Genomic DNA, 20,255 nt, shown 5'->3' with positions numbered 1-20,255 from the left:
GCGTTTGCACCAGGCGAAGCTAGGCGGGTAGATGGGCGGAGTCACGCTCGATAGCCACCAATCCCTTGCGTAGCTAGCTCTTGAGCGCTCTTCCATCCGTCGATGCACGTACCACGAGTTCAGTGGCGATGCGGCTGTCGCGTGCAGGCTCGGTGGGATCGGCGATCCGAGAAAGCAGAAAGGCGACGGCGTTCCGTGCCAGTGATCCGACAGGCTGTCGCACCGTGGTGATGGGCGGGTTATAGATCTCAGACAATTGCGTGCCATCAAATCCGGTCACGAGAACCTGATCCGGGACGTCGACCCCCCGCTCCCGGAGACGCGCGATGACACCGACCGCATTCATGTCGGACCCGGCGACGATCGCATCGGGAAGATCTCCGCGACGAAGGAGCTCATCAGCCGCATCGCGCCCTGCTTCGACGCTGAAGTTGTCGATGATGTGCGGGTCCGAAGTGAGGCCAAGCTCAGAAACATGCCGCTCGAAGGCCTCACGGCGCGCGCGGCCGACGGAGTTGAGGTCGTCGGCTGACGTCAGAACGACTCTATGGACTCCTTGCTCGACAAGGTGATCGAGGATGAGACGCATCGCAGGGTCGTCGTCGATGCCCACGAAGTCGCACTTGACGCCATTCACCTTGCGGTCGATCTGCACGACTGGTGCGGCGCGCATCGACTCACGGATGGCTGGAACCGACTTCTTAGCGTCGTGCGAGACGAGCAGGATTCCGTCGACGCGACGGTCAACGAGAGTACGGAGTCGCTTCGCCTGCTGCTGCACCTCGGCATGGGAGTCGGAGATGATCAGTTCCAGGCCGAAGGCCTGCAACTCGTCTTCGATCGCGGCGATGAGCTCAGCAAAGTGCGGATTGCCGATGATAGGAACAACCATGCCCACAGTGCGCGTGGATCCCTCACGTAGGGCGCGAGCGATCGGATCCACGCGATAGCCGAGCCGCTCGGCGGCTTCCAGCACGATCTTGGCGGTCTCGCGAGAGACCCTCTTCTTGCCCCCGAGGGCGCGAGAAGCAGTGGCAATGGAGACTCCAGCCGCCTCAGCGACATCGTGCAGCTTTATGGCTTGCGGTAACGTTTCCATCAATCTCCTCGCGCTCCACTCCCATAATAGCTGCGTTTTTCGTGCATTCTCGCGTGAGGGTTGACATCCGAGAAACAAAATTGTGTAATCGATTTCGCACTTCGATTGCGGAAACGATTCCGCGACCTGCGACTCAGAGGAGAGACTCATGGCGGTGCCGATCATCATTGACTGCGACCCGGGACACGACGACGTCCTTGCCATCTGGTTGGCCGCGGGCAACCCCGACATCGACCTTCGAGCGATCACGACGGTCGCCGGAAACGGCAGTCTCGAGCACACGACGCTGAACGCGCGCGTCGCGACGACCGTGGCGGCCATCGCAGGTGTTCCGATCGCCGCCGGCGCGGCAGGACCTCTTACTCGGAAGCTGCGTACGGCACCTCACATCCACGGTGACAACGCGTTGGGGGGAGTCGAACTACCCGAGCCGACGACGCCGCTGGACCCTCGTACTGCGATCGAACTCATCGTCGACACGCTGAATTCCTCGACCGAGACGGTCACGCTGGTCCCCACCGGTCCGCTGACCAACATCGGGCAGCTGATCCAGGAGCATCCCGAGGTGCTGCCGAAGGTCGAGCGGATCGTGTGGATGGGCGGCTCGACGACCCGCGGCAACATGACGGCCTACGCGGAGTTCAACGCCTGGGTCGATCCGGAGGCGATCGACATCGTAGTGAAGTCGGGCATCCCCTTCACGATGGTCGGCCTCAACATCACTCACCAAGCGCTGATCACACAGGACGTGATCGAACGCATCGCTGCGATCGGCAACCAGACTTCAGCATTCGGGGTGCAGCTGCTCAGGTTCTTCAACTCCACGTACGAGGCAGCGGAGGGAATGTCCGACGGACCGTTGCACGATCCGATCACGGTGGCGCTGCTGGCCGATCCGAACGTCGTGGAGAGCATCGAGAGCCACATCGACGTCGAGGTGAACGGAACCTACACGGCCGGCGCCACCTGCATCGACATCCACGACATGCTCGGCCAGCCGAACAATGTCACGGTACCGATCCGGCTGAACGTCGATCGGTACTGGGACCTCATCGTCGACGCGATCGCCCACCTGCGCTGACGGGCGGGCGGACACGCACTCAGGTGTCCCACGGCGTCACCCGCGTCGCGTGGACACACCAAGAACCCGACCCGATGTCTCACCTCGAGTCGGCTGGATCAAAGGAGACCAGCAAATGAAATCACGTGCACAAGGCATCGCCAGCGTGGCGGTGACGCTCGGCGCAGCGCTGCTGCTGACGGCGTGTGGTGCCGCTCCGGCAACAGGATCCGCGAAGGCCTCATCGACAGGCCTGCCGTGCGTCGTCTCGGATGACGGCGGATTCAACGATCACTCGTTCAACCAGTTGAGCCTGGAGGGAATCCAGGCCGGGGCCAAGAAGACCGGATCTGCATATAAGTCCGTGCAGTCCAAGACCACCAACGACTATGCACCCAACGTGAACCAACTGGTGTCTGCCAAGTGCACGCTCGTCGTGGCCGCGGGTTTTCCGCTGGTTCCCGCGGTGAAGGCAGCATCCAAGGCGAACCCGAAGACTGATTTCGCTGTGGTCGACAACGACCAGATCACGTCGGCGAACGTGAAGAACATCGTCTTCCAGTCGAACGAAGCGGCCTTCATGGGCGGGTACACGGCAGCCGCGTACAGCAAGACCGGGGTGGTGGCCACGTACGGCGGCCAGGAGATCCCTCCGGTGACGCTGTACATGGACGGCTTCTGGGACGGCGTGCAGTACTACAACAAGCAGAAGAACAAAGACGTGAGGGTGCTCGGCTGGAATGAGGAGACGCAGAAGGGCACATTCGTCGGCAACTTCACCGACCAGAACGCGTCGAAGACCATCGCGACGAATTTCATCGATCAGCGGGCTGACGTCATAGTTCCCGTCGCCGGCACGCTCTACCAGGGCGCCGGCGCCGCGATCCGCGCGGCAGGCAACACCGCGGTTCTCGAGGGGGTCGACGCAGACCTCTATGCGACGGACACGAACGGGTATCAAGACCTGATGCTCACCTCGATCCTCAAGAACGTCAAGACGGCAGTCGAGGCGGTGGTGGTCCAGTCGGCGGATGCCGGCACGTTCGACAACGCCGAGTACGTGGGAACGCTGAAGAACGGTGGAGTCGGATTGGCGCCGTTCCACCGCTTCGCATCGAAGGTACCGAGTTCCCTGTCGCAGGAGCTCGCGCAGATCAAGGCCGGCATCATCGACGGCTCGATCAAGGTTCCATCGTCGTCCGCCATCAAGTAACAACGCACCCCACGGTGGGTCACGATGCACGGGCAGACGTGCCTGCCGGCGCCTGGCCCACCCTGGACACATCGAAGAAGTGAGTCCCATGAAGCTCGAACTGCGGGGAATAACCAAGCGTTTCGGCCGTCTGGTCGCCAATGACCACATCGATCTGGTCGTCAACCCCGGCGAAATCCATTGCCTGCTCGGTGAGAACGGTGCCGGCAAGTCGACGCTGATGAATCAGCTCTACGGCCTCCTGCAGCCCGATGAGGGCGACATCCTCGTCGACGACACGCTGCAGCGCTTCTCCGGTCCTGGCGACGCCATGCGGGCGGGGATCGGCATGGTGCATCAGCACTTCATGCTCGTTCCCGTATTCACGGTCGCCGAGAACCTCATGCTCGGCCACGAGCACACGAGGTTCGGCGGACGGCTGAACCTGCCGGCGGCGCGCGATCGCGTGCGCGCGATTGCGGAACGGTTCGGCTTCGACATCGACCCCGACGCGATCGTCGAGCACCTTCCCGTTGGCGTGCAGCAGCGCGTGGAGATCATCAAGGCCCTCTCCCGGGAGGCGAAGATTCTGGTGTTCGACGAGCCCACGGCCGTGCTCACACCGCAGGAGACCGATGAACTCATGGAGATCATGCGGCAGCTCAAGGCGGAGGGCGCCGCGATCGTCTTCATCACCCACAAACTGCGCGAGGTGCGCGAAGTCGCCGACCGGATCACCGTGATGCGGCTCGGCAAGGTGGTGGGGGAAGCCAGTCCGCAGGCGTCCAACGCCGATCTCGCCTCGATGATGGTCGGACGGTCTGTCGAACTGACGGTATCGAAGGAGCCGTCTCAACCGGGGCCCGCCTCGCTTGCCGTCGACGGGCTCACCGTTGTCGACCACACCGGCCAGGCCGTCGTGCGCAACGTGAGCTTCGACGTGCGTGCCGGCGAGATCCTCGCGGTCGCCGGCGTGCAAGGCAACGGTCAGACGGAGCTGACGGAGGCACTCTTCGGCCTTCAGCGCGACACGACAGGATCCATCACCCTCAACGGCCTGGAGTTGCGCGGCCAGAGCGTGCAACACATCTTGGATGCTGGCGCTGGGTTCGTGCCTGAAGACCGGCAGGAAGACGGGCTGGTTCCGGAGTTCAGCATCGCCGAGAACCTGATACTCGACCGATCAACTCACGAGCCGTTCGCGAAGGCAGGAAGCCTTCAGCTCTCCTACCTGCGCGAATTCGCCGATCAAACCATCCGGGAGTTCGACATCCGCGCGCAGGGGGCCGCCACCCCGGTCGGCCGGCTTTCTGGCGGGAACCAGCAGAAGGTCGTGGTCGCTCGTGAACTGAGTCGGCAGTTGAAGCTCTTCGTCGCCGCACAACCCACGCGAGGTGTGGACGTCGGCTCGATCGAGTTCATCCACAAGCGCATCGTCGAGGCACGCGACTCGGGCATCCCGGTCATCGTCGTGTCCACTGAACTCGATGAGGTCATCGCCCTCGCCGACCGCATCGCGGTGATGTACCGCGGGGAGATTGTGGGCATCGTGCCCGGAGACACGCCCCGAGACGTTCTCGGAATCATGATGGCGGGCGAGCTGCCCGCCGATGCGGAGGTGGCAGCATGAGCTTGGAAAGCGGTGGACCCACCGTCGCCGAGACTGGGGCCGAAGAGGACGACTCCCTCGAGCTCGACCAGATCGAGGCGACGCAGCGGGCTGAACAGCCCGACGAGGATGGTCCGCGCTGGTCGCGTGCGCTCCACGACATCACGGGTGGCTCCACCATCATCACAGTCTTGGCCGTGGTGGCCTCCCTTATCGTGGGCGCGATTCTCATTGCGCTGACGAACCCGCAGGTGCAGGCAGCCCTGGGCTACTTCTTCGCCCGGCCGTCGGCGACTTTCGCAGCGATCGGGCAAGTGGTCGGCGGTGCTTACTCATCGCTATTCCAGGGCGGCGTCTACGACTTCAGCCAAGTATCGTTCGTCGACGGCATCCAGCCGCTCTTCACCAGTCTCGGATTCGCGACGCCGTTGATCGCTGCCGGACTCGGCATCGGCATCGGGTTCCGCGCGGGCGTGTTCAACATCGGTGCCCAGGGACAGATCCTGGTGGCGGGCGCTCTCGCCGGTTGGATCGGCTACACGCTTCCGCTCCCGCCGGGCCTGCACTTGATCGTCGCTATCCTCGGCGCGCTGCTCGGCGGTGCTGTTTACGCCGGCATCGCCGGTGTGCTCAAGGCGAGTACCGGAGCGCACGAGGTGATCGTCACGATCATGCTCAACTACGTGGCCTACTACGGCTTGAGTTTTCTGCTCAGCAACGTCCTCAAGGCTCCAGGATCGAACAACCCGATCAGCCCTGCCGAGGCGTCCTCGGCTGTGCTCCCTTCGTTGTTCGGTTCTCCGCGCGCACTCAACCTCGGTCTCGTCATCGTCATCGTGCTCACCGTCATCGCCTGGTGGTTCATGACGCGCTCGAGTCTGGGCTTCCGCTTTCGCGCAGTGGGCGAGAACCCGAAGGCCGCCCTCACGGCGGGCATCAGTGTCAAGCGCACTGTCATCTACACGATGCTCGTCTCCGGCGCGTTCGTCGGATTCGCTGGCGCATACCAAGTGCTCGCGCAGACCACGACTGGCTTTACCAATGCGTTGGACGCCGGGATCGGGTTCAACGCGATCACCGTCGCACTTCTGGGACGCAACAAGCCCTGGGGGATCTTCTGGGCGGGCATCCTATTCGGCATCTTCCAGGCTGGCGGATACACGATGCAGGCCACGCAGGGTATCGACGTCGACATCGTGCAGGTACTGCAGTCGATCATCGTGCTCTTCATCGCCGCACCGCCACTGGTGCGAGCACTCTTCCGCTTGCCCGCGCCGAACTCGCTTAGGCGAGCACGGCGTGTTCGCCACACCACAGCGCCCGAGGAGGCGATCGCACGATGACCACGTTCGAAGCAGCCGCTGCCGCAGCAGCCAGAAGGGGCATGACCCCGCGACTCAGGGACTGGAAGGCGCCCATCTTCCTGGGCGCCGTCGCGATCCTGGCGGTAATCCTGCTGATCGTGTTCGGGCGCAGCGGCACCTCGACGTTCAGCTTCGCGTCGCGGCGCACCGATGTCTTCTCGTTGCCGAATCTGTCCATTCCCGTCCAGGAACTCGGTCTCGTTGCGGCCGCGACCGCTGTGGCGATGGCCGCGGGGAGCACACTCTACGTGCGGGCGCGACGCAAGGTGCCGACCTGGTACATCGCGGTCTTCTCCGTCGTCCTGTTGGTCGCGTTCTTGGCTTGGGCGTCCGCCGGGCACACCATTCCGCTCACCGGGCTCCTGGCCGGCGCGCTCGCGCTCAGCGTTCCGTTGATCTTCGGCGCCATGGGCGGTGTGATCTCGGAGCGAGCCGGCGTCATCAATGTAGCTATCGAGGGCCAGCTCCTCAGCGGCGCCTTCGTGTCCGCCGTCGTGGCCTCCGCCACCCGCTCGGCCATCGCAGGCCTGCTGGCAGCGATGATCGCCGGCGTGCTCGTCTCGTTCGTGCTCGCGGCGTTCGCCATCAAGTACTTCGTCGATCAGGTGATCGTCGGGATCGTGCTCAACGGCCTCGTGCTCGGGCTGACCAACTTTCTCTATCAGACCTCGCTCTCGCAGGATGCGGGCACGCTTAACTCGCCCACGCAGCTGCCAACAATCGCCATCCCCGGACTGTCCGCCGTCCCCGTGATCGGGCCGGTGCTCTTCAACCAGACGATCATCGTCTACCTCATGTACATCGCCGTCGCCGCGGTGTCGTTCGGACTCTTCTTCACACGGTGGGGGTTACGTCTGCGATCGGTGGGCGAGCATCCGCAAGCCGCTGACACGGTAGGCATCAACGTGAATGGCACACGGTTCTGGAACGTCTCGTTGGCGGGCGCTGTGGCAGGCCTCGGGGGCGCGTACTTTACGCTCGGCTCGGTGGGCGCTTTCACCGAAGATGTCACCAGCGGGGCCGGTTACATCGCTCTCGCGGCGGTCATCTTCGGTGGCTGGAGCCCATTGAGAGCGACCCTCGCGGCTCTGCTCTTCGGCTTCGCCAACGAATTGCAGTCCGTGCTCGGCATCATCGGCTCTCCGGTGCCCAGCGACCTGCTCCTGATGCTGCCGTACCTGGTCACGATCGTCGCGGTGGCTGGCCTGGTCGGGCAGTCGCGGGGGCCTGCCGCCAGTGGCAAGCCCTACTTCAAGTCGTGACGGCCAGGCCGGTCGACAGTCTCAAGCTAGCGAGGTCTACGTCGTGAACAAGTTCCCCGACCCATCTGATCACGAAGGGTCGACCGACGGCCGCGTCATCATCGTGGGTTCTATCAATGTGGACTCGATCCTGGCCGTGCATCAGCTGCCACACGCGGGAGAGACCATCCACTCCACACGCCGCAGCACCCGATTCGGTGGTAAAGGCGCCAACCAGGCCGTCGCATCCGCACGTTTCGCGGGCCGAACTACTCTCATCAGCTGCGTCGGTACCGACCATGCCGGAGACGACGCCGTCGCCAATCTGCGGGCCAATGGCGTCGATACCCACGCCATCTCCCGATCGAACTCGCCGACGGGCACGGCCGTCGTGCTCGTCGATGATGCCGGCGAGAACGAGATAGTGGTCTCCGCCGGCGCCAATGCCGATCTGGATGTCTCCACCGTGCGCCTCGCACTCGCCGACGTGAACCTGCGGTCCGAAGACATCGTGGCCGTGGGTTTCGAGGTGCGCGACGAGGTTGTCATCGCCGCCATCGATGCGGCCACGCGATCCGGAGCCCACCTGGTGCTCAATCCGTCGCCTGTGCGCGCCGTACCCGCTTCGATTTTCGGATGCAGGTCCACGATCATCCTGAACGAAGCGGAGGCCTCGTGCCTGGCGTCCGCTAACACCGCACCGGACGCCGCCGCGCACCTCGCGGCCGAGTTCGACAGCAGCGTGGTACTCACCCTCGGCTCCAACGGTGTCCTCCTGAGGGTGCACGGCGAGGCGGTCCGCGTGCCGTCGTTGAAAGTCGAGGCGATCGACACAGTAGGTGCCGGTGACACCTTGTTCGGCACGTACTGCGCCCGCCTCGCGGCCGGAAGCACGTCTGAGCAGGCGGCCGAACTCGCCGTGACCGCGGCCGCGCTCGCCGTCACCTCGCCCGGTGCTCAAGATGGCATGCCTACACTCTCGCAGGTGAATTCTTTGCTCTCCGAGAGCGGGCCCTTCACCGAGCACGCTCCAGCAGCCCCTCGCATTTAGAGGCGGGATGGCCTCGTCTGTTATTCAGGGCTGCCAGCATCAGGTCCACCGACGGGCATCCCCGGCCTCTCATGCCGTCCTCGGCGCCCGCCGGCCGCCGCTCAGCGCCCGGCGCGGCGCGCGAGCAACGCCGTGTGCAGCGCGCTGACCACTTCGCCGTCGTCGAGCGAGATGCCGAGCAATTCCTCGATCAGCGCGATCCGCTGATAGAAGACCGATCGCGAGAGATGGCTGGCCGTCGCGGCGCGCGTGCGGTTGCCCGGGTAGGCGAGGTAAGCCGTGAGCACGTCGAGCAGATCGCCCCCACGACGCAGGTCGTACTCGATGAGCGGGGCGAGCATCCGTTCGCTGTGCGCCTGCAGCCGCGGGTCGCTGCCGAAGGAGTTGAGCAGCCGAAGCAACGGCCGGTCTTCGACGCGCACGATCAGCGGCCCCCGGCGACGGTGATCATCCCACGGTGTGAGCAGTTCGAGCGCCTGCTCCAACGAGGCCAGCAGACCCGGGATGCCATCGGCGTCCGCCCCGACGGCGATCGTCACCTCCGCGGGCGGTGCATCCGCCGCCTTCGCGACGGCGGCCGCGAACGACGACAGCACCTGGTCGGAGAGCCGGCCGCCGCGCGACAGCGAGACGATGACCGCGCTGGTGCCGACATCCGCCGAAGGATGCGCGGACGAGACCGCGGGCGAGCCGAGCTCTCGCAGCGACGATGCCGTCGCCGCGGCTGCCACGCCGCTCCCCCTCACGCGCACTGCCAGCCCGACGAGCGCGCGGCCCACCACCGGCAGCCCGCTCGCCTCCAGCCGGTCGGCGATCGAGGCTTCACCGGAGAACCGGCGACCGAGCAGCGCGTTGACGATGCGCTCGTGGCTGGTGCGCGTCCACTCGTCGGTTCCGCGGTCGGCGAGCCGGCCCAGGGCCAGTGCGATGGCCGCCTGCTCGAGCACGTTCGTCCGCCCCGCCGGGTGCGGTCTTCCGGGCAGCGCCACGAGATATCCCCAGCGAATGCCGCGAGCCTCCACGGGGACGATGGTCCAGTCGTCTGCTCCCGTGATGGCGTCGCGTGCGATCGCGTCGGCCGCTCGGTCGTGCGCGTCGCGCGAGCGCTGCTCCCACTCGTGCAGCACGCGCGCATCGTCCCCCATCGCCTCCACGGCGATGACCCGGTGAGTGAGGTCTTCGAGCACGACGGGAGAGCCGAGGGTGCGACCGACCTGGGCGACGATGTAGTCGGCGGGACTGCCGTGCAGGCTGAGCTGGGTGAAGAGAGCGTGGATCTCGTCGCGGGCACGGAGCGCCGCCATCTGGTCGGCGATGATGCGTGCGTGCACCGCCTCCGTGATGGCGACGAAACGCGCTTCGCGGTGCAGCACGACGAACGGGAGCTGGTGGTGGCGCGCCGCATCGAGGAACGCGGCGGGCGGTTCCGGGAATCGGTGACCGAGCTCGAGCACGATTCCGGCGATCGCGGCATCGACCAGGCGAGCGGCGAACTCGCGCTGGGCCGGGGCGTCCCTGGGCCAGCCGACACCGGTGGAGAGGATGAGCTCGCCGCCCTTGACCAGGTGCGTCACGTCGGCCGTCTCGCTCACGTGCACCCACCGCACCGGGCGATCCAGACCGGCCTCGCCGACGAGCACCTCGGGTAGAGACGTGACCACCTCTTCGAGGCGGAGCACCTCCCGAATAGTCGGCAGCACCGCTTGCCGCGACACCGCCTGACGCTTGGCGGCACGGTCGAATCCGGCACCGGATGCCGGCGCACCCGCGCCCTCACGGGCCGCGCGCTCCGGGTTCGGACGATCTGTGCGACCACCCGCGAAGCCGTGACGTTCTGGCACCGCTATCGATTCCACTTCTCTGTGAACATGGGACCACAGCCTAATAGATCCCACCCGTCGATTCGTCCGGCCACCCTCCGAGTGGGGGCGCGGCCGCGGTGAGAGGCGGGACGGCGATGGTCGAGCATCCGACTTCGATGCCGATCGAGACGGCCCACACTCACGCACGAGAGCACCAACGAAAGGACCGCCCATGGCCCTCATCCAGCACTTCATCGCCGGCGCCGAGGCCGGGGACGCGCAGCGTACCGGCGACGTCTTCAACCCTGCCACGGGCGAGGTGCAGCACCGGGTGATCATGGCGAGCGAAGCGGATGCCCACGCCGCCATCGCCGCCGCCAAGGCCGCGCTCCCGACGTGGCGCGCCACGAGCCTGACGAAGCGCGCCGACGTGCTGTTCCGCCTGCGCCACCTGCTGGCCGAGCGCAAAGACGAGCTCGCCGCGATCATCACGAGCGAGCACGGCAAGGTGCTCTCCGATGCTGCGGGCGAGGTCTCGCGCGGCCTCGAGAACGTCGAGTACGCGGCCGGCCTCATCGAACACCTCAAGGGCGACTACAGCGAGCAGATCTCCACCGGCGTCGACGTGCACAGCGTCAAGCAGCCGGTGGGCGTGGTCGGCTGCATCACACCGTTCAACTTCCCGGTGATGGTGCCGCTCTGGATGCTCGCGAGTGCCATCGCGTGCGGCAACACCGTGGTGCTCAAGCCGAGCGAGAAGGACCCGTCGGCGGCGGTGTTCCTCGCGAAGCTGTTCGCCGAGGCGGGCCTCCCCGACGGCGTGCTGAACGTCCTGCACGGCGACAAGGTGGCCGTCGACGCCCTCCTCGATTCGCCCGACGTCGCGGCGATCAGCTTCGTCGGCTCGACGCCGATCGCGAAGTCCATCTACGAGCGTGCCGCCGCGAACGGCAAGCGGGTTCAGGCGCTCGGTGGCGCGAAGAACCACATGGTCGTGATGGGTGACGCCGACATGGATGCCGCCGCGGATGCCGCGGTTTCGGCCGCATATGGATCCGCCGGGGAACGCTGCATGGCCGTCAGCGTGCTGGTCGCGGTGGGTGACGCGGGCGACGCGCTGGTTCCGGCCATCCAGAAGCGCATCGACGAGCTCGTGATCGGCGACGGCACGGATGCGGCCAGCGGCATGGGCCCGCTCGTGACGGCGGCGCACCGCGAGCGCGTGCTCTCCTACGTCAAGGGTGCCGCCGACGAAGGCGCGATCGTCGTGGTCGACGGGTCGCAGAAGCAGTTCGACTCCGACGGGTTCTTCCTCGGCGCCACGCTGCTCGACGACGTGCCCCTGAACTCGAAGACCTACTGCGACGAGATCTTCGGGCCGGTGCTCGCAGTGGTGCGCGTCGACACGCTCGAGATGGCGATCGAGCTCATCAACGACAACCCGTACGGCAACGGCGTGGCGATCTTCACCCGCGACGGCGGCGCAGCGCGCGAGTTCGAGTTCCGCATCGAGGTGGGCATGGTCGGTGTGAACGTGCCGATCCCGGTGCCGGTCGGGTCGTTCTCGTTCGGCGGCTGGAAGAACTCCCTGTTCGGCGACTCGCACATCTACGGGCCGGAGTCGTTCCACTTCTACACGCGCTCCAAGGTGGTCACGAGCCGGTGGCCGCGCGCGAGCTCCGAGCCGGCCGGCTCGAAGGTCGAGCTGGCGTTCCCCGGCAACCACTGACCGACATTCGCTGACTACGAAAGAAGCCGACCATGACCGTCATCGACGAAAGCACCGGTTCTTCGCGCACCGCAGATGGCTCCACCGGCTACACCGACCGCACGGGCTCATTCCATGCGTTCGGCGACACCGACGCCGAGAAGCAGGTGCGTGGGGATGACCGTGCCCACGTCTTCCACTCCTGGAGCGCGCAGGCGCACATCAACCCGCTGCCGATCGCGGCCGGCGAGGGCTCCACGTTCTGGGACTACGACGGCAACCCGTATCTCGACTTCAGCTCGCAGCTGGTGAACCTGAATCTGGGCCACCAGCATCCGGACCTCGTGCGGGCGATCCAGGAGCAGGCCGGCCGGCTCGCCACCATCCAACCGGCGATGGCGAACGACGTGCGCGGCGAGCTGGCACGCCGCATCGCCGAGGTGGCGCCGGGCGATCTGAACCACGTGTTCTTCACCAACGGCGGTGCGGATGCCAACGAGAACGCCGTCCGCATGGCGCGCCGCTACACCGGCCGCTCGAAGGTGCTAGCGATGTACCGCTCGTACCATGGCAACACGAACACGGCGATCGCGGCCACCGGCGACCCACGACGTTGGGCGAACCAGCCGTACGCCGACGGCAATGTCGCGCACTTCTTCGGACCGTATCCGTACCGATCGGCGTTCCACGCGGCATCCGTCGAAGAAGAAGGGCAGCGCGCACTCGAGCACCTCGAGCAGGTGATCGTGCTCGAGGGTGCGCAGACCGTCGCCGCAGTGCTCATCGAGACGGTCGTCGGCACGAACGGCGTGCTCATGCCGCCTCCCGGGTACCTGAAAGGCGTGCGCGAACTGTGCGACAAGTACGGCATCGTCTACATCGCGGACGAGGTCATGGTCGGCTTCGGCCGCATCGGCGAGTGGTTCGCGGTGGATGCCTACGACGTCATCCCCGACCTCGTCACCTTCGCGAAGGGCGTGAACTCCGGCTACGTGCCCCTCGGCGGCGTCATCATCTCGGATGCCATCGCGCACTTCTTCGACGACGTCTCGTTTCAGGGCGGGCTGACGTATTCCGGGCATCCGCTCGGGTGCGCCGCGGGCGTCGCGACGTTCGAGGTGTTCGAGCGCGACGGCATCCTGGAACGCGTGCGCGACCTCGGCTCGCGCATCGTCGAACCCACCGTCACGGTCTGGCTCGACACGCACCCGTCGCTCGGCGAGGTGCGCGGGAGAGGCCTGTTCTGGGCGCTGGAGCTCGTGATCGACAGGGAGACGCGCGAGCCGCTCGTGCCGTTCAACGCGTCGGGTGCCGAGGCCGCCCCGATGGGCGAGGTCGCGGCGGCGTGCAAGGCGGAAGGTGTCTGGCCGTTCACACACTTCAACCGCATGCACATCGCCCCGCCGCTGGTGATCGCCGAGGACGAGCTGCGCCGCGGATTGGACGCCTACGACAAGGCCCTCAGCGTCGCCGACCGCTACGTGCGCTGACGCCCGTGCCCGTTGGCGCCTCTGCCTGTTGGCGCCCCTACGCACCGACGCCCCTGTGCCTCTGCGCCGGCGGCGCCCCTGCCCACTGATGCCCCTGTGCCTCTGGCGCCCCCGCTCACCGAGCGGGCGCAGCTCCCAACCCCTGCAGGCACACGGCACTGCGCCCGCTCACTCCGCTCGGGCCGCACTGTCTGTCACTAATTCAGGCCATGTCTGATCAGACGGCGTATATGTCGATGTGAACCGGTATGGCCTGAATTAGTGTCGGCGCGACGTCAGCGGCGCCGTCGGCGCTCGACGTCAGCCGCGCCGTCGGCCCCCGACGTCAGCGGCGACCCATACCGTGGAGGCATGGCGGGCATCCGGTACGAGTTCGAGTCCACGCTGTTTCCCTGGGAGGCTCGGCGCGAACTCTGGGTGTTCGCGCGGCTGCCGCTCGACATCTCGGAGGAGATCCACGACTCCCCGTACCCTCCCGCGGGCTTCAACTCGGTGAAGGTGGAGGCGACGCTCGGATCGTCGCGCTGGCGGACATCCATCTTTCCGGAGAACGACGGCAGCTACGTGCTCGCCATCAAGAAGGCGATCCGCACCCGTGAGGGCGTCGGCGTAGGCGACACCGTGCGCATGGCCGTCGAGACCCAGTTCTGACGCCCGGCCCGTGCCGCAAAGAGCTGCACTCCGGCCGCTCTTGCCCTGCGCCACCCGGACGTGCACCGCCTCGGGCCCGCATCACCTCGGACCCGCGCCACCTCGGACCTGCATCACCCCGCCGTGCCTTGCCTACGCCGCCCTGCCGGTCGACCAAGGAACTATTTCAGGCCATTTCCGATCAGACCACGTATATGTCGATCTGGCTCGAAATCTCCTGAAATAGTGCACGGGTGACGGCAGGAGGCCGCGCGTGGTGGAGCGAGGCCCCGCGTGGTGGAGGGAAGCCACGCGTGACGGCAGGATGCCACGCGTGACGGCAGGATGCCCCGCGCGACGGCAGGATGCCGCGCATGACGGCGGGAAGCCACGCGCGACGGCGCGAGGCCGCGCGGGACGGAGGGATGCCACGCGTGACAGAGGGGGGGCCCCGCGCGATGGCGGGAAAGCCGCGCGGGACGGCTCAGCCGTGGACCGTGAAACCCCGTCACGCGGCGCCGGCCCAGTCACGCGGCGCCGGCCCAGTCGCCCGGCGCCGGCCCAGTCGCCCGGCGGCGGCCTAGTCGCCCGGCGTGACCAGGCAGAACGGATGCCCCGCCGGGTCGAGATAGACCCGGAATGTCTCGCGGTCGAAGCCGGCCTTCACGGCGCCGAGCGCGAGCACCTGCTGTTCGGCGGCATCCATGTCGTCGACCTTGACGTCGAGGTGCATCTGCTGCGGCACGTCCTGGCCCGGCCACTGCGGGGGCGTGTAGTCCTGCTCGACCTTCTGGAAGGCCAGAAGCGGGCGCGCGCCGGGGTCGGCGGCGAGCGTGACCCAACCCTCTTCTTGTTCGACGATCCGCATCGGCAGCAGTTCCTCGTAGAACCGAGCGAGCGAAAGCGGATCAGGGCAGTCGATGACGAGTATGTCCCATGTTCCGATCATGCGGTCAGGCTATGGCCGGCCTCCGACACTCCGAAGGGCTTGACGCTGGGCTCCGGTTGCGGTGCGCCACGGCGCATGGCCCTCTACCTGCGACCCCCGTCTCTCTGCCGCTCGGCTCTCGTGCGTCGTCCGAGCGAGCGGGCACTCACGTCCGCCATCCGGGCCACCGGCCGCTCTCGTGCATCGTCCGGGCGACCGGCCGCTCACGTCCGCCGTCCCGGCGACCGGCCGCTCACGTCCGCTATCCCGGCAGGCGGCCGCTCTCGTGGTCAAGGCGAGTAGCGTCGGAGGCGGCGAGAGGCGGCATTCATGGGCGAGCAGAACGACCGGGACATCGTGACCCTGTTCACGAAGGCGTTGCGTGCCCTCGGCCAAGCCGGTCGCGCTGACGAGGCGAGCCGGCTCGCCGCCCAGGCGTGGTGGGGGCTCAAAGATACCGATCCCCGTGCTGCCGAGCGCATCAACGGAACCATGCACTATCTGGCGCGGCTGATGGAGCGACCCCAGGTCGACGACGGAGTCACAGCCGGTGACAGAGACGCAGCCAGCGACGAAGCCGCGGCCCACGACGAAACGGACGCTGAGCGGGCGGCGACCTGAACGAGAAGCGCGCCGTGGCATCCGTGGTCAACTTGTCTGCGTGTCGACCTTCGCGCTGAGCCCCGACCCCTCCGGCACCACCGTCAGCAGGCGCGCGTGGTGGGCGCTCGTCGTTCTGCTCGCCGGCATGTTCATGGCGTTGCTCGACACGAGCATCGTCAATGTCGCGCTGCAGACGATCCGCACGAGCCTGAACGCGAACGAGGCGACGCTCTCGTGGGTGATCTCCGGGTACGCGCTGGCGTTCGGCCTGCTGCTCATCCCCGCCGGACGCTTCGGCGACAGGTTCGGCCACAAGTGGATTTTCATCGTCGGCGTGAGCGTCTTCGTGCTCTCCAGCGTGTGGTGCGGGCTCGCCCAGTCGAGCACCGAGCTCGTGGTCGCGCGCGTGGTGCAGGGCGTCGGCGGCGGCATCTACGTGCCGGCGGTGGCATCCCTCATCCAGCTGATGTTCCCCGGCCGCATCCGTGGCCGGGCCTTCGGCGTGATGGGCGCCGTGATCGGCATCTCGACCGCGCTCGGCCCGCTCGTCGGCGGGCTGCTCATCCAGGCTTTCGGTGAGGCGGAGGGATGGCGGTCCATCTTCTTCGTGAACGCGCCCATCGGCATCCTCACCGTCATCGCCGCGATCGCGCTGGTGCCCGGCGGCGCCGAGGGCAAACGACTCTCGACGGATGCCGTGGGCCTGCTTCTCGCGATCGCCGCCCTGGTTGCGCTCCTCGTTCCGCTCATCGAGGGTGAAGATCTGGGCTGGCCGCTCTGGACCTGGCTGAGCCTCGCCGGTGGCGTCGTGCTGCTCATTGGCTTCGCCTTCTGGGAGCGGCACGTGGCGAAAACGACGACGGAGCCGCTCGTGCCGCCCCACCTGTTCTCGCATCCGCAGTTCACCGGCGGAGTGCTGCTCGCGTTCGTCTACTTCGCGGCGTTCACGAGCATCTTCTTCACGATCTCGCTGCTTTGGCAGGCCGGCCTCGGGCACACGGCACTGGAGTCCGGACTCGTCTCGCTCCCGTTCTCGATCGGCAACATCGTGGGCGCGACGGCCAGCGATCGCGTGGCACGACGGCTCGGGCGCAACGTGCTGAGCCTCGGGACCGGACTCGTCGCGATCGGCCTGATCAGCCTGTGGCTGCTGCTCTGGCTCTCGCCGACGCAGGACCTCACCAACTGGGGTCTGCTCCCCGAGCTCTTCGTCGCGGGCGTCGGCAGCGGCCTCTTCGTGGCGCCGAACGCGCGATTCATCGTCGCCACCGTCGACAACTCCGAGGCGGGTGCGGCGAACGGGGTCATCCAGACCGTGCAGCGCGTCGGCTCGGCGATCGGCATCGCGATCATCGGCAGCGTGCTGTTCGCGCAGATCCCGTCGTCGTTCGCACCGAGCAAGGCGAAGGCGGCGCAGATCGCACAGCAGCATGCTGCGGGCGGACCGGATGCCATCAAGCACGCCATTGCGCAGTACATCGACCACGGTCTCGCGGTTGCGTTCGGCAACGGCGCCGCCCTGGCCATGCTCACCAGCGCGATCTTCGCGGTCTGCGCCTTCCTGCTGGTGTTCGCGCTGCCGAAGAAGGTCGGCCTGGAGTAGGGCGACCGCGTGTCGCTTCCGGCTACCGGTTCGCGGGTGCCGAATACCGGGACCCCGAGGCGGCTACGGTGCGACCACCGGCGCCCCGGCCGTTGGCGTCATCCCGTCGGTTGCACCGGACGCCGACGGAGTCCGGCCGCTCGAATGGGGCGCGGGCGTGATCGGATCGGGCTCACCCCTCCCTGACGGAACCGGAGCCGCCGCGAGCCCGCGCGTTCGTCGCGCCCGGAACCCGGCGAGGAAGAAGGCGAGCGCGAGAAGGCTCACAACCACTCCGGCGACCGGCACGAGCCACGGACCGGCCCCGGCGAGCGCGGCGTTGCCGAGTGGCGGCGCAATCGCGATGCCGAGGTACATCGCCGTCGAGTACCACGCCATGGTCTGCTGCGCATGCTCGGGCGCGATGGCCACCAGCCGGTGCTGCACCGGAATCGTCACCGCCGCCGCGACAACTCCCCAGACCGCGAACACGACGATGGATGCCCCGAACGACCACTCGAGGACCGCCAGCGCCGACAGCGCCGCGCTCTGCACAGCCAGGGCGACCGTCGCGGTGCCGCGGCTGCCGAACCTGTCAGTCGCCGGGCCCGCGAAGACGTTGCCGATCACCCCGGCCACCCCGTACACGAGTAGGAGCACGGCAAGAAGTGCACCCGATCCCCCGGTCGAGGACCGCGTGACCTCGGCGGAGAAGATGTACACGACGTTGAAGCCGGTGGTGGCGAAGAGTGCGGCCGCGAGCGTGGCCAGCACACGGGCATCCGTCAGCGGTTCGAGACGTCGGCGCAACGACACGACGGGCGGCTGAGGCACCGTGCGGAACAGTACCGGGATCGCGACAGCCACGACGGCGCCGAGCCCGACAAGGCACCACATGGCCGCGCGCCAGCCGAACAGGGTGCCCAGTTCCGTTCCGAGCGGCGATCCGACCGCCACCGACAGCGTGAAGCCGGCCCCGACGATCGCCAGCGCACGTCCCCGTCGGTGCGGCGGCACGAGTGTGGTCGCCGCCGCCGTAGCCGTCGGCACGAGCGCCGCACCGCCGAACGCGGCGATCACCCGGGCGAGAACGAACGTCGTCAGCGAGTCGCCGACCGCCGCGACGCCGACTCCGACGGTGAACAGGAGCGCACCGGATGCCATCAGCCACCCTCTCGAGACCCGCGACAGCAGGATCGACACCAGCGGCGACGCCATCGCGACGAGCAGCGCATACACCGTGATCGAGTAGCTGACCGATGCTTGGCTCGCGTCGAGATCGCCTGCGATGCGCGGGAGGAGTCCGGCGATGACGAAGGCATTCGTGCCTACGCCGAACATGCCGAGAGCGAGAAAGAGGAGTCGAAGGGTCGAACCGCGATATGATTGTTCGATAACCGTCATACCGTCAAGGTAGATCAATGGTTCGATGATCGTCAAACTATTTATTGGAGCGTGGCGTGCCCGAACGCGATCCGCACGACGACTGCACTCCGCTCGGCGTCGAGCACTACCCGGTTCCGCCCATGTCCGAGGTACAGCTCGTGGAGTTGCTGCGTGCCGTGGCAGACCCCATCCGGCTCGAGATCGTGCGCACCCTCTCCGACGGTGAGCCTCGTCCGAAGTCTGAGCTCGTCAGCGACTTCAGCGTTCAGAAGTCGACGCTGTCCCACCACTTCAAGACGTTGCGCGAGTCCGGTCTCACGCAGTGGACCGTCGTCGGTCGCACACACATGATCCGCCTGCGTCGCTCCGAGCTAGACGAACGCTTCCCCGGTCTCATCGACGCGCTGGTGGTCGAGGCCGCGTAGCCGCGGCGGCTCGCTGTCAGGGGGCCGATCTCGGTATCGATCCGGACGCGCGAACGGCGGGAGCTGGCATCCGCGGGCCCGCCCAGACGTCCGCCAGGAACTCGGCGATCGCCTCGGCCCGTCCGGCGTCCTCGCATCCGTCTCCGCCCGAGCAGTGCCCGTGCGGCAGCACGTGCACCCACGTCGGGCCGGCGAGCGCGTTCGCCACGGCGAACTGCCCAGGCACCGGCACCGACGGATCCGCCAGCGCCGGCAGCACGAGCACCGGAACGCGCACGCGCAGCGCCGCCGTGGCGGCATCCGCGTACCACAGCGTGCGGAGAACAGCTGGGTGCTCGCGCACCCGTTCACGCACCCGGCTCGCCGATCCCGTGCTCGGCACGGCTACGCGCCAGGGGTGATGGCCGAAACTGGGCACCTCGAGCACGCCGGCGTCGAAGCAGTCGCCGAATCCGAGCGCGAGCGCGCCGATCCCGCCGCCGAAGCTCGCACCGACGTACGAGACCTGCCGCGCGCCGGGGAACACCATGCGGGCGACGCGGGCGGCGAGCCAGACATCCGCCACCGAGCCGACGTGACTGTACGTGCGGGGCGAGTGGATGCCCCACAGCACGTGATGCACGCCCGTCGCGCCTCCGACCCCCGGCACCTCGCTCCGCGTGGGAAGCCCCCGTGCGACAGGGAACACCGCGCCAGCGTCGTGGGGCACGTCCGCGAGCGTCGGCGCGTCCCGGCCGCCGTATCCGTGGCCCACCACGACGACGCGCGAGACCGCGTCGCCGACGTCCTTCCCGCTCGCCCCGCCGCTCGCGGCAGGCCGTGTGACCCAGCCGCCGATCCGCACGCCGTCCACACTGTGATACGACAGGTCGGCCGCCTCGATGCCGGGTTCGAGCTCGCGCCATGCGCCGACCTGCGGCACTGGATCGACGCCGGCCGCCTCGCTCGCGACGCCCGCCCAGAAGCTGTCAAGATCGGCAGGCTCGTCGCCCGGCGGCCCGACCTGCAGCAGTGCAGACAGGTCGAAGCCGTGCGTCGGGTCGAAGCCGAATCGCTCGCGCATCAACGTGGCGGTCGTAGCGCCG

Annotated in this window: 17 protein-coding genes; 12 read left to right on the top strand and 5 right to left on the bottom strand. The window is 67.3% G+C overall.

All coding sequences use genetic code 11. The annotated features are described in order from the left end of the window. Nucleotides 1–73: 73 nt before the first annotated feature. A complete protein-coding gene (locus H623_RS0106935) occupies nucleotides 74–1,264 on the bottom strand; it encodes a LacI family DNA-binding transcriptional regulator (protein ID WP_169514903.1) in 1,191 nt (396 codons plus the stop codon). On the opposite strand from H623_RS0106935, the gene H623_RS0106930 reads away from it, so the two are divergent. From H623_RS0106930 to H623_RS18390, 6 genes are all read left to right on the top strand, one after another. Further along, on the top strand, nucleotides 1,254–2,180 hold the full coding sequence (locus tag H623_RS0106930; protein ID WP_211217977.1) for a nucleoside hydrolase: 927 nt from the start codon (nucleotides 1,254–1,256) through the stop codon (nucleotides 2,178–2,180). The genes H623_RS0106935 and H623_RS0106930 overlap by 11 nt on opposite strands. 115 nt (nucleotides 2,181–2,295) lie before the next feature. Further along, nucleotides 2,296–3,372: a BMP family lipoprotein gene (locus H623_RS0106925; RefSeq protein ID WP_022900215.1), complete on the top strand. Its 1,077-nt coding sequence runs from the start codon at nucleotides 2,296–2,298 to the stop codon at nucleotides 3,370–3,372. Nucleotides 3,373–3,460: 88 nt separating this feature from the next. Continuing rightward, a complete protein-coding gene (locus tag H623_RS0106920) occupies nucleotides 3,461–4,981 on the top strand; it encodes an ABC transporter ATP-binding protein (protein ID WP_022900214.1) in 1,521 nt (506 codons plus the stop codon). Beyond that, nucleotides 4,978–6,303, top strand: coding sequence for an ABC transporter permease (locus H623_RS18395; protein ID WP_022900213.1), 1,326 nt, complete (start codon nucleotides 4,978–4,980; stop codon nucleotides 6,301–6,303). Before H623_RS0106920 ends, H623_RS18395 begins: the two co-directional genes overlap by 4 nt. Then, nucleotides 6,300–7,586, top strand: coding sequence for an ABC transporter permease (locus H623_RS0106910; protein WP_026940035.1), 1,287 nt, complete (start codon nucleotides 6,300–6,302; stop codon nucleotides 7,584–7,586). Before H623_RS18395 ends, H623_RS0106910 begins: the two co-directional genes overlap by 4 nt. Before the next feature lie 43 nt (nucleotides 7,587–7,629). Then, entirely contained in the window at nucleotides 7,630–8,616 is a 987-nt protein-coding gene (locus tag H623_RS18390) for a ribokinase (protein ID WP_022900211.1), read from the top strand. 101 nt (nucleotides 8,617–8,717) lie between these two features. On the opposite strand, the gene H623_RS0106900 is transcribed toward H623_RS18390, so the two are convergent. Beyond that, on the bottom strand, nucleotides 8,718–10,457 hold the full coding sequence (locus tag H623_RS0106900) for a PucR family transcriptional regulator (protein ID WP_022900210.1): 1,740 nt from the start codon (nucleotides 10,455–10,457) through the stop codon (nucleotides 8,718–8,720). 193 nt (nucleotides 10,458–10,650) lie between these two features. On the opposite strand from H623_RS0106900, the gene H623_RS0106895 reads away from it, so the two are divergent. From H623_RS0106895 to H623_RS0106885, 3 genes are all read left to right on the top strand, one after another. Further along, nucleotides 10,651–12,147: a CoA-acylating methylmalonate-semialdehyde dehydrogenase gene (locus H623_RS0106895; protein ID WP_022900209.1), complete on the top strand. Its 1,497-nt coding sequence runs from the start codon at nucleotides 10,651–10,653 to the stop codon at nucleotides 12,145–12,147. Between the two features lie 32 nt (nucleotides 12,148–12,179). Continuing rightward, the gene (locus H623_RS0106890; protein ID WP_022900208.1) at nucleotides 12,180–13,616 is read left to right on the top strand and encodes an aspartate aminotransferase family protein; all 1,437 of its coding nucleotides are present in this window, start codon (nucleotides 12,180–12,182) and stop codon (nucleotides 13,614–13,616) included. 351 nt (nucleotides 13,617–13,967) lie between these two features. Further along, nucleotides 13,968–14,267 carry a DUF1905 domain-containing protein gene (locus tag H623_RS0106885; RefSeq protein WP_022900207.1) on the top strand — a complete coding sequence of 100 codons (300 nt, stop codon included), beginning with the start codon at nucleotides 13,968–13,970 and terminating at the stop codon, nucleotides 14,265–14,267. 559 nt (nucleotides 14,268–14,826) lie between these two features. Here the strand turns inward: H623_RS0106885 and H623_RS0106880 are convergent. Continuing rightward, nucleotides 14,827–15,195 (bottom strand): VOC family protein, encoded by a 369-nt coding sequence (locus tag H623_RS0106880; protein WP_022900206.1) that lies wholly within the window; start codon nucleotides 15,193–15,195, stop codon nucleotides 14,827–14,829. Between the two features lie 309 nt (nucleotides 15,196–15,504). On the opposite strand from H623_RS0106880, the gene H623_RS0106875 reads away from it, so the two are divergent. Beyond that, nucleotides 15,505–15,795, top strand: a complete 291-nt coding sequence (locus H623_RS0106875) for a hypothetical protein (RefSeq protein ID WP_022900205.1) — start codon at nucleotides 15,505–15,507, stop codon at nucleotides 15,793–15,795. A 40-nt stretch (nucleotides 15,796–15,835) separates the two neighbouring features. Continuing rightward, the gene (locus H623_RS0106870; RefSeq protein ID WP_022900204.1) at nucleotides 15,836–17,380 is read left to right on the top strand and encodes an MFS transporter; all 1,545 of its coding nucleotides are present in this window, start codon (nucleotides 15,836–15,838) and stop codon (nucleotides 17,378–17,380) included. A 63-nt stretch (nucleotides 17,381–17,443) separates the two neighbouring features. On the opposite strand, the gene H623_RS18385 is transcribed toward H623_RS0106870, so the two are convergent. Beyond that, nucleotides 17,444–18,763, bottom strand: a complete 1,320-nt coding sequence (locus H623_RS18385; RefSeq protein ID WP_022900203.1) for an MFS transporter — start codon at nucleotides 18,761–18,763, stop codon at nucleotides 17,444–17,446. A 56-nt stretch (nucleotides 18,764–18,819) separates the two neighbouring features. Between H623_RS18385 and H623_RS0106860 the strand changes: the two genes are divergently transcribed. Continuing rightward, a complete protein-coding gene (locus H623_RS0106860) occupies nucleotides 18,820–19,170 on the top strand; it encodes an ArsR/SmtB family transcription factor (RefSeq protein WP_022900202.1) in 351 nt (116 codons plus the stop codon). 16 nt (nucleotides 19,171–19,186) lie between these two features. Here the strand turns inward: H623_RS0106860 and H623_RS18380 are convergent, their stop codons facing one another. Then, the gene (locus H623_RS18380) at nucleotides 19,187–20,233 is read right to left on the bottom strand and encodes an acetylxylan esterase (RefSeq protein WP_169514902.1); all 1,047 of its coding nucleotides are present in this window, start codon (nucleotides 20,231–20,233) and stop codon (nucleotides 19,187–19,189) included. Between the last annotated feature and the right edge of the window lie 22 nt (nucleotides 20,234–20,255).

The organism is Humibacter albus DSM 18994 (genome assembly GCF_000421825.1).
Lineage (GTDB): Bacteria > Actinomycetota > Actinomycetes > Actinomycetales > Microbacteriaceae > Humibacter > Humibacter albus.
Note: the sequence above shows the minus strand (reverse complement) of the source record. Positions and strands in the feature narration are given on the sequence as shown.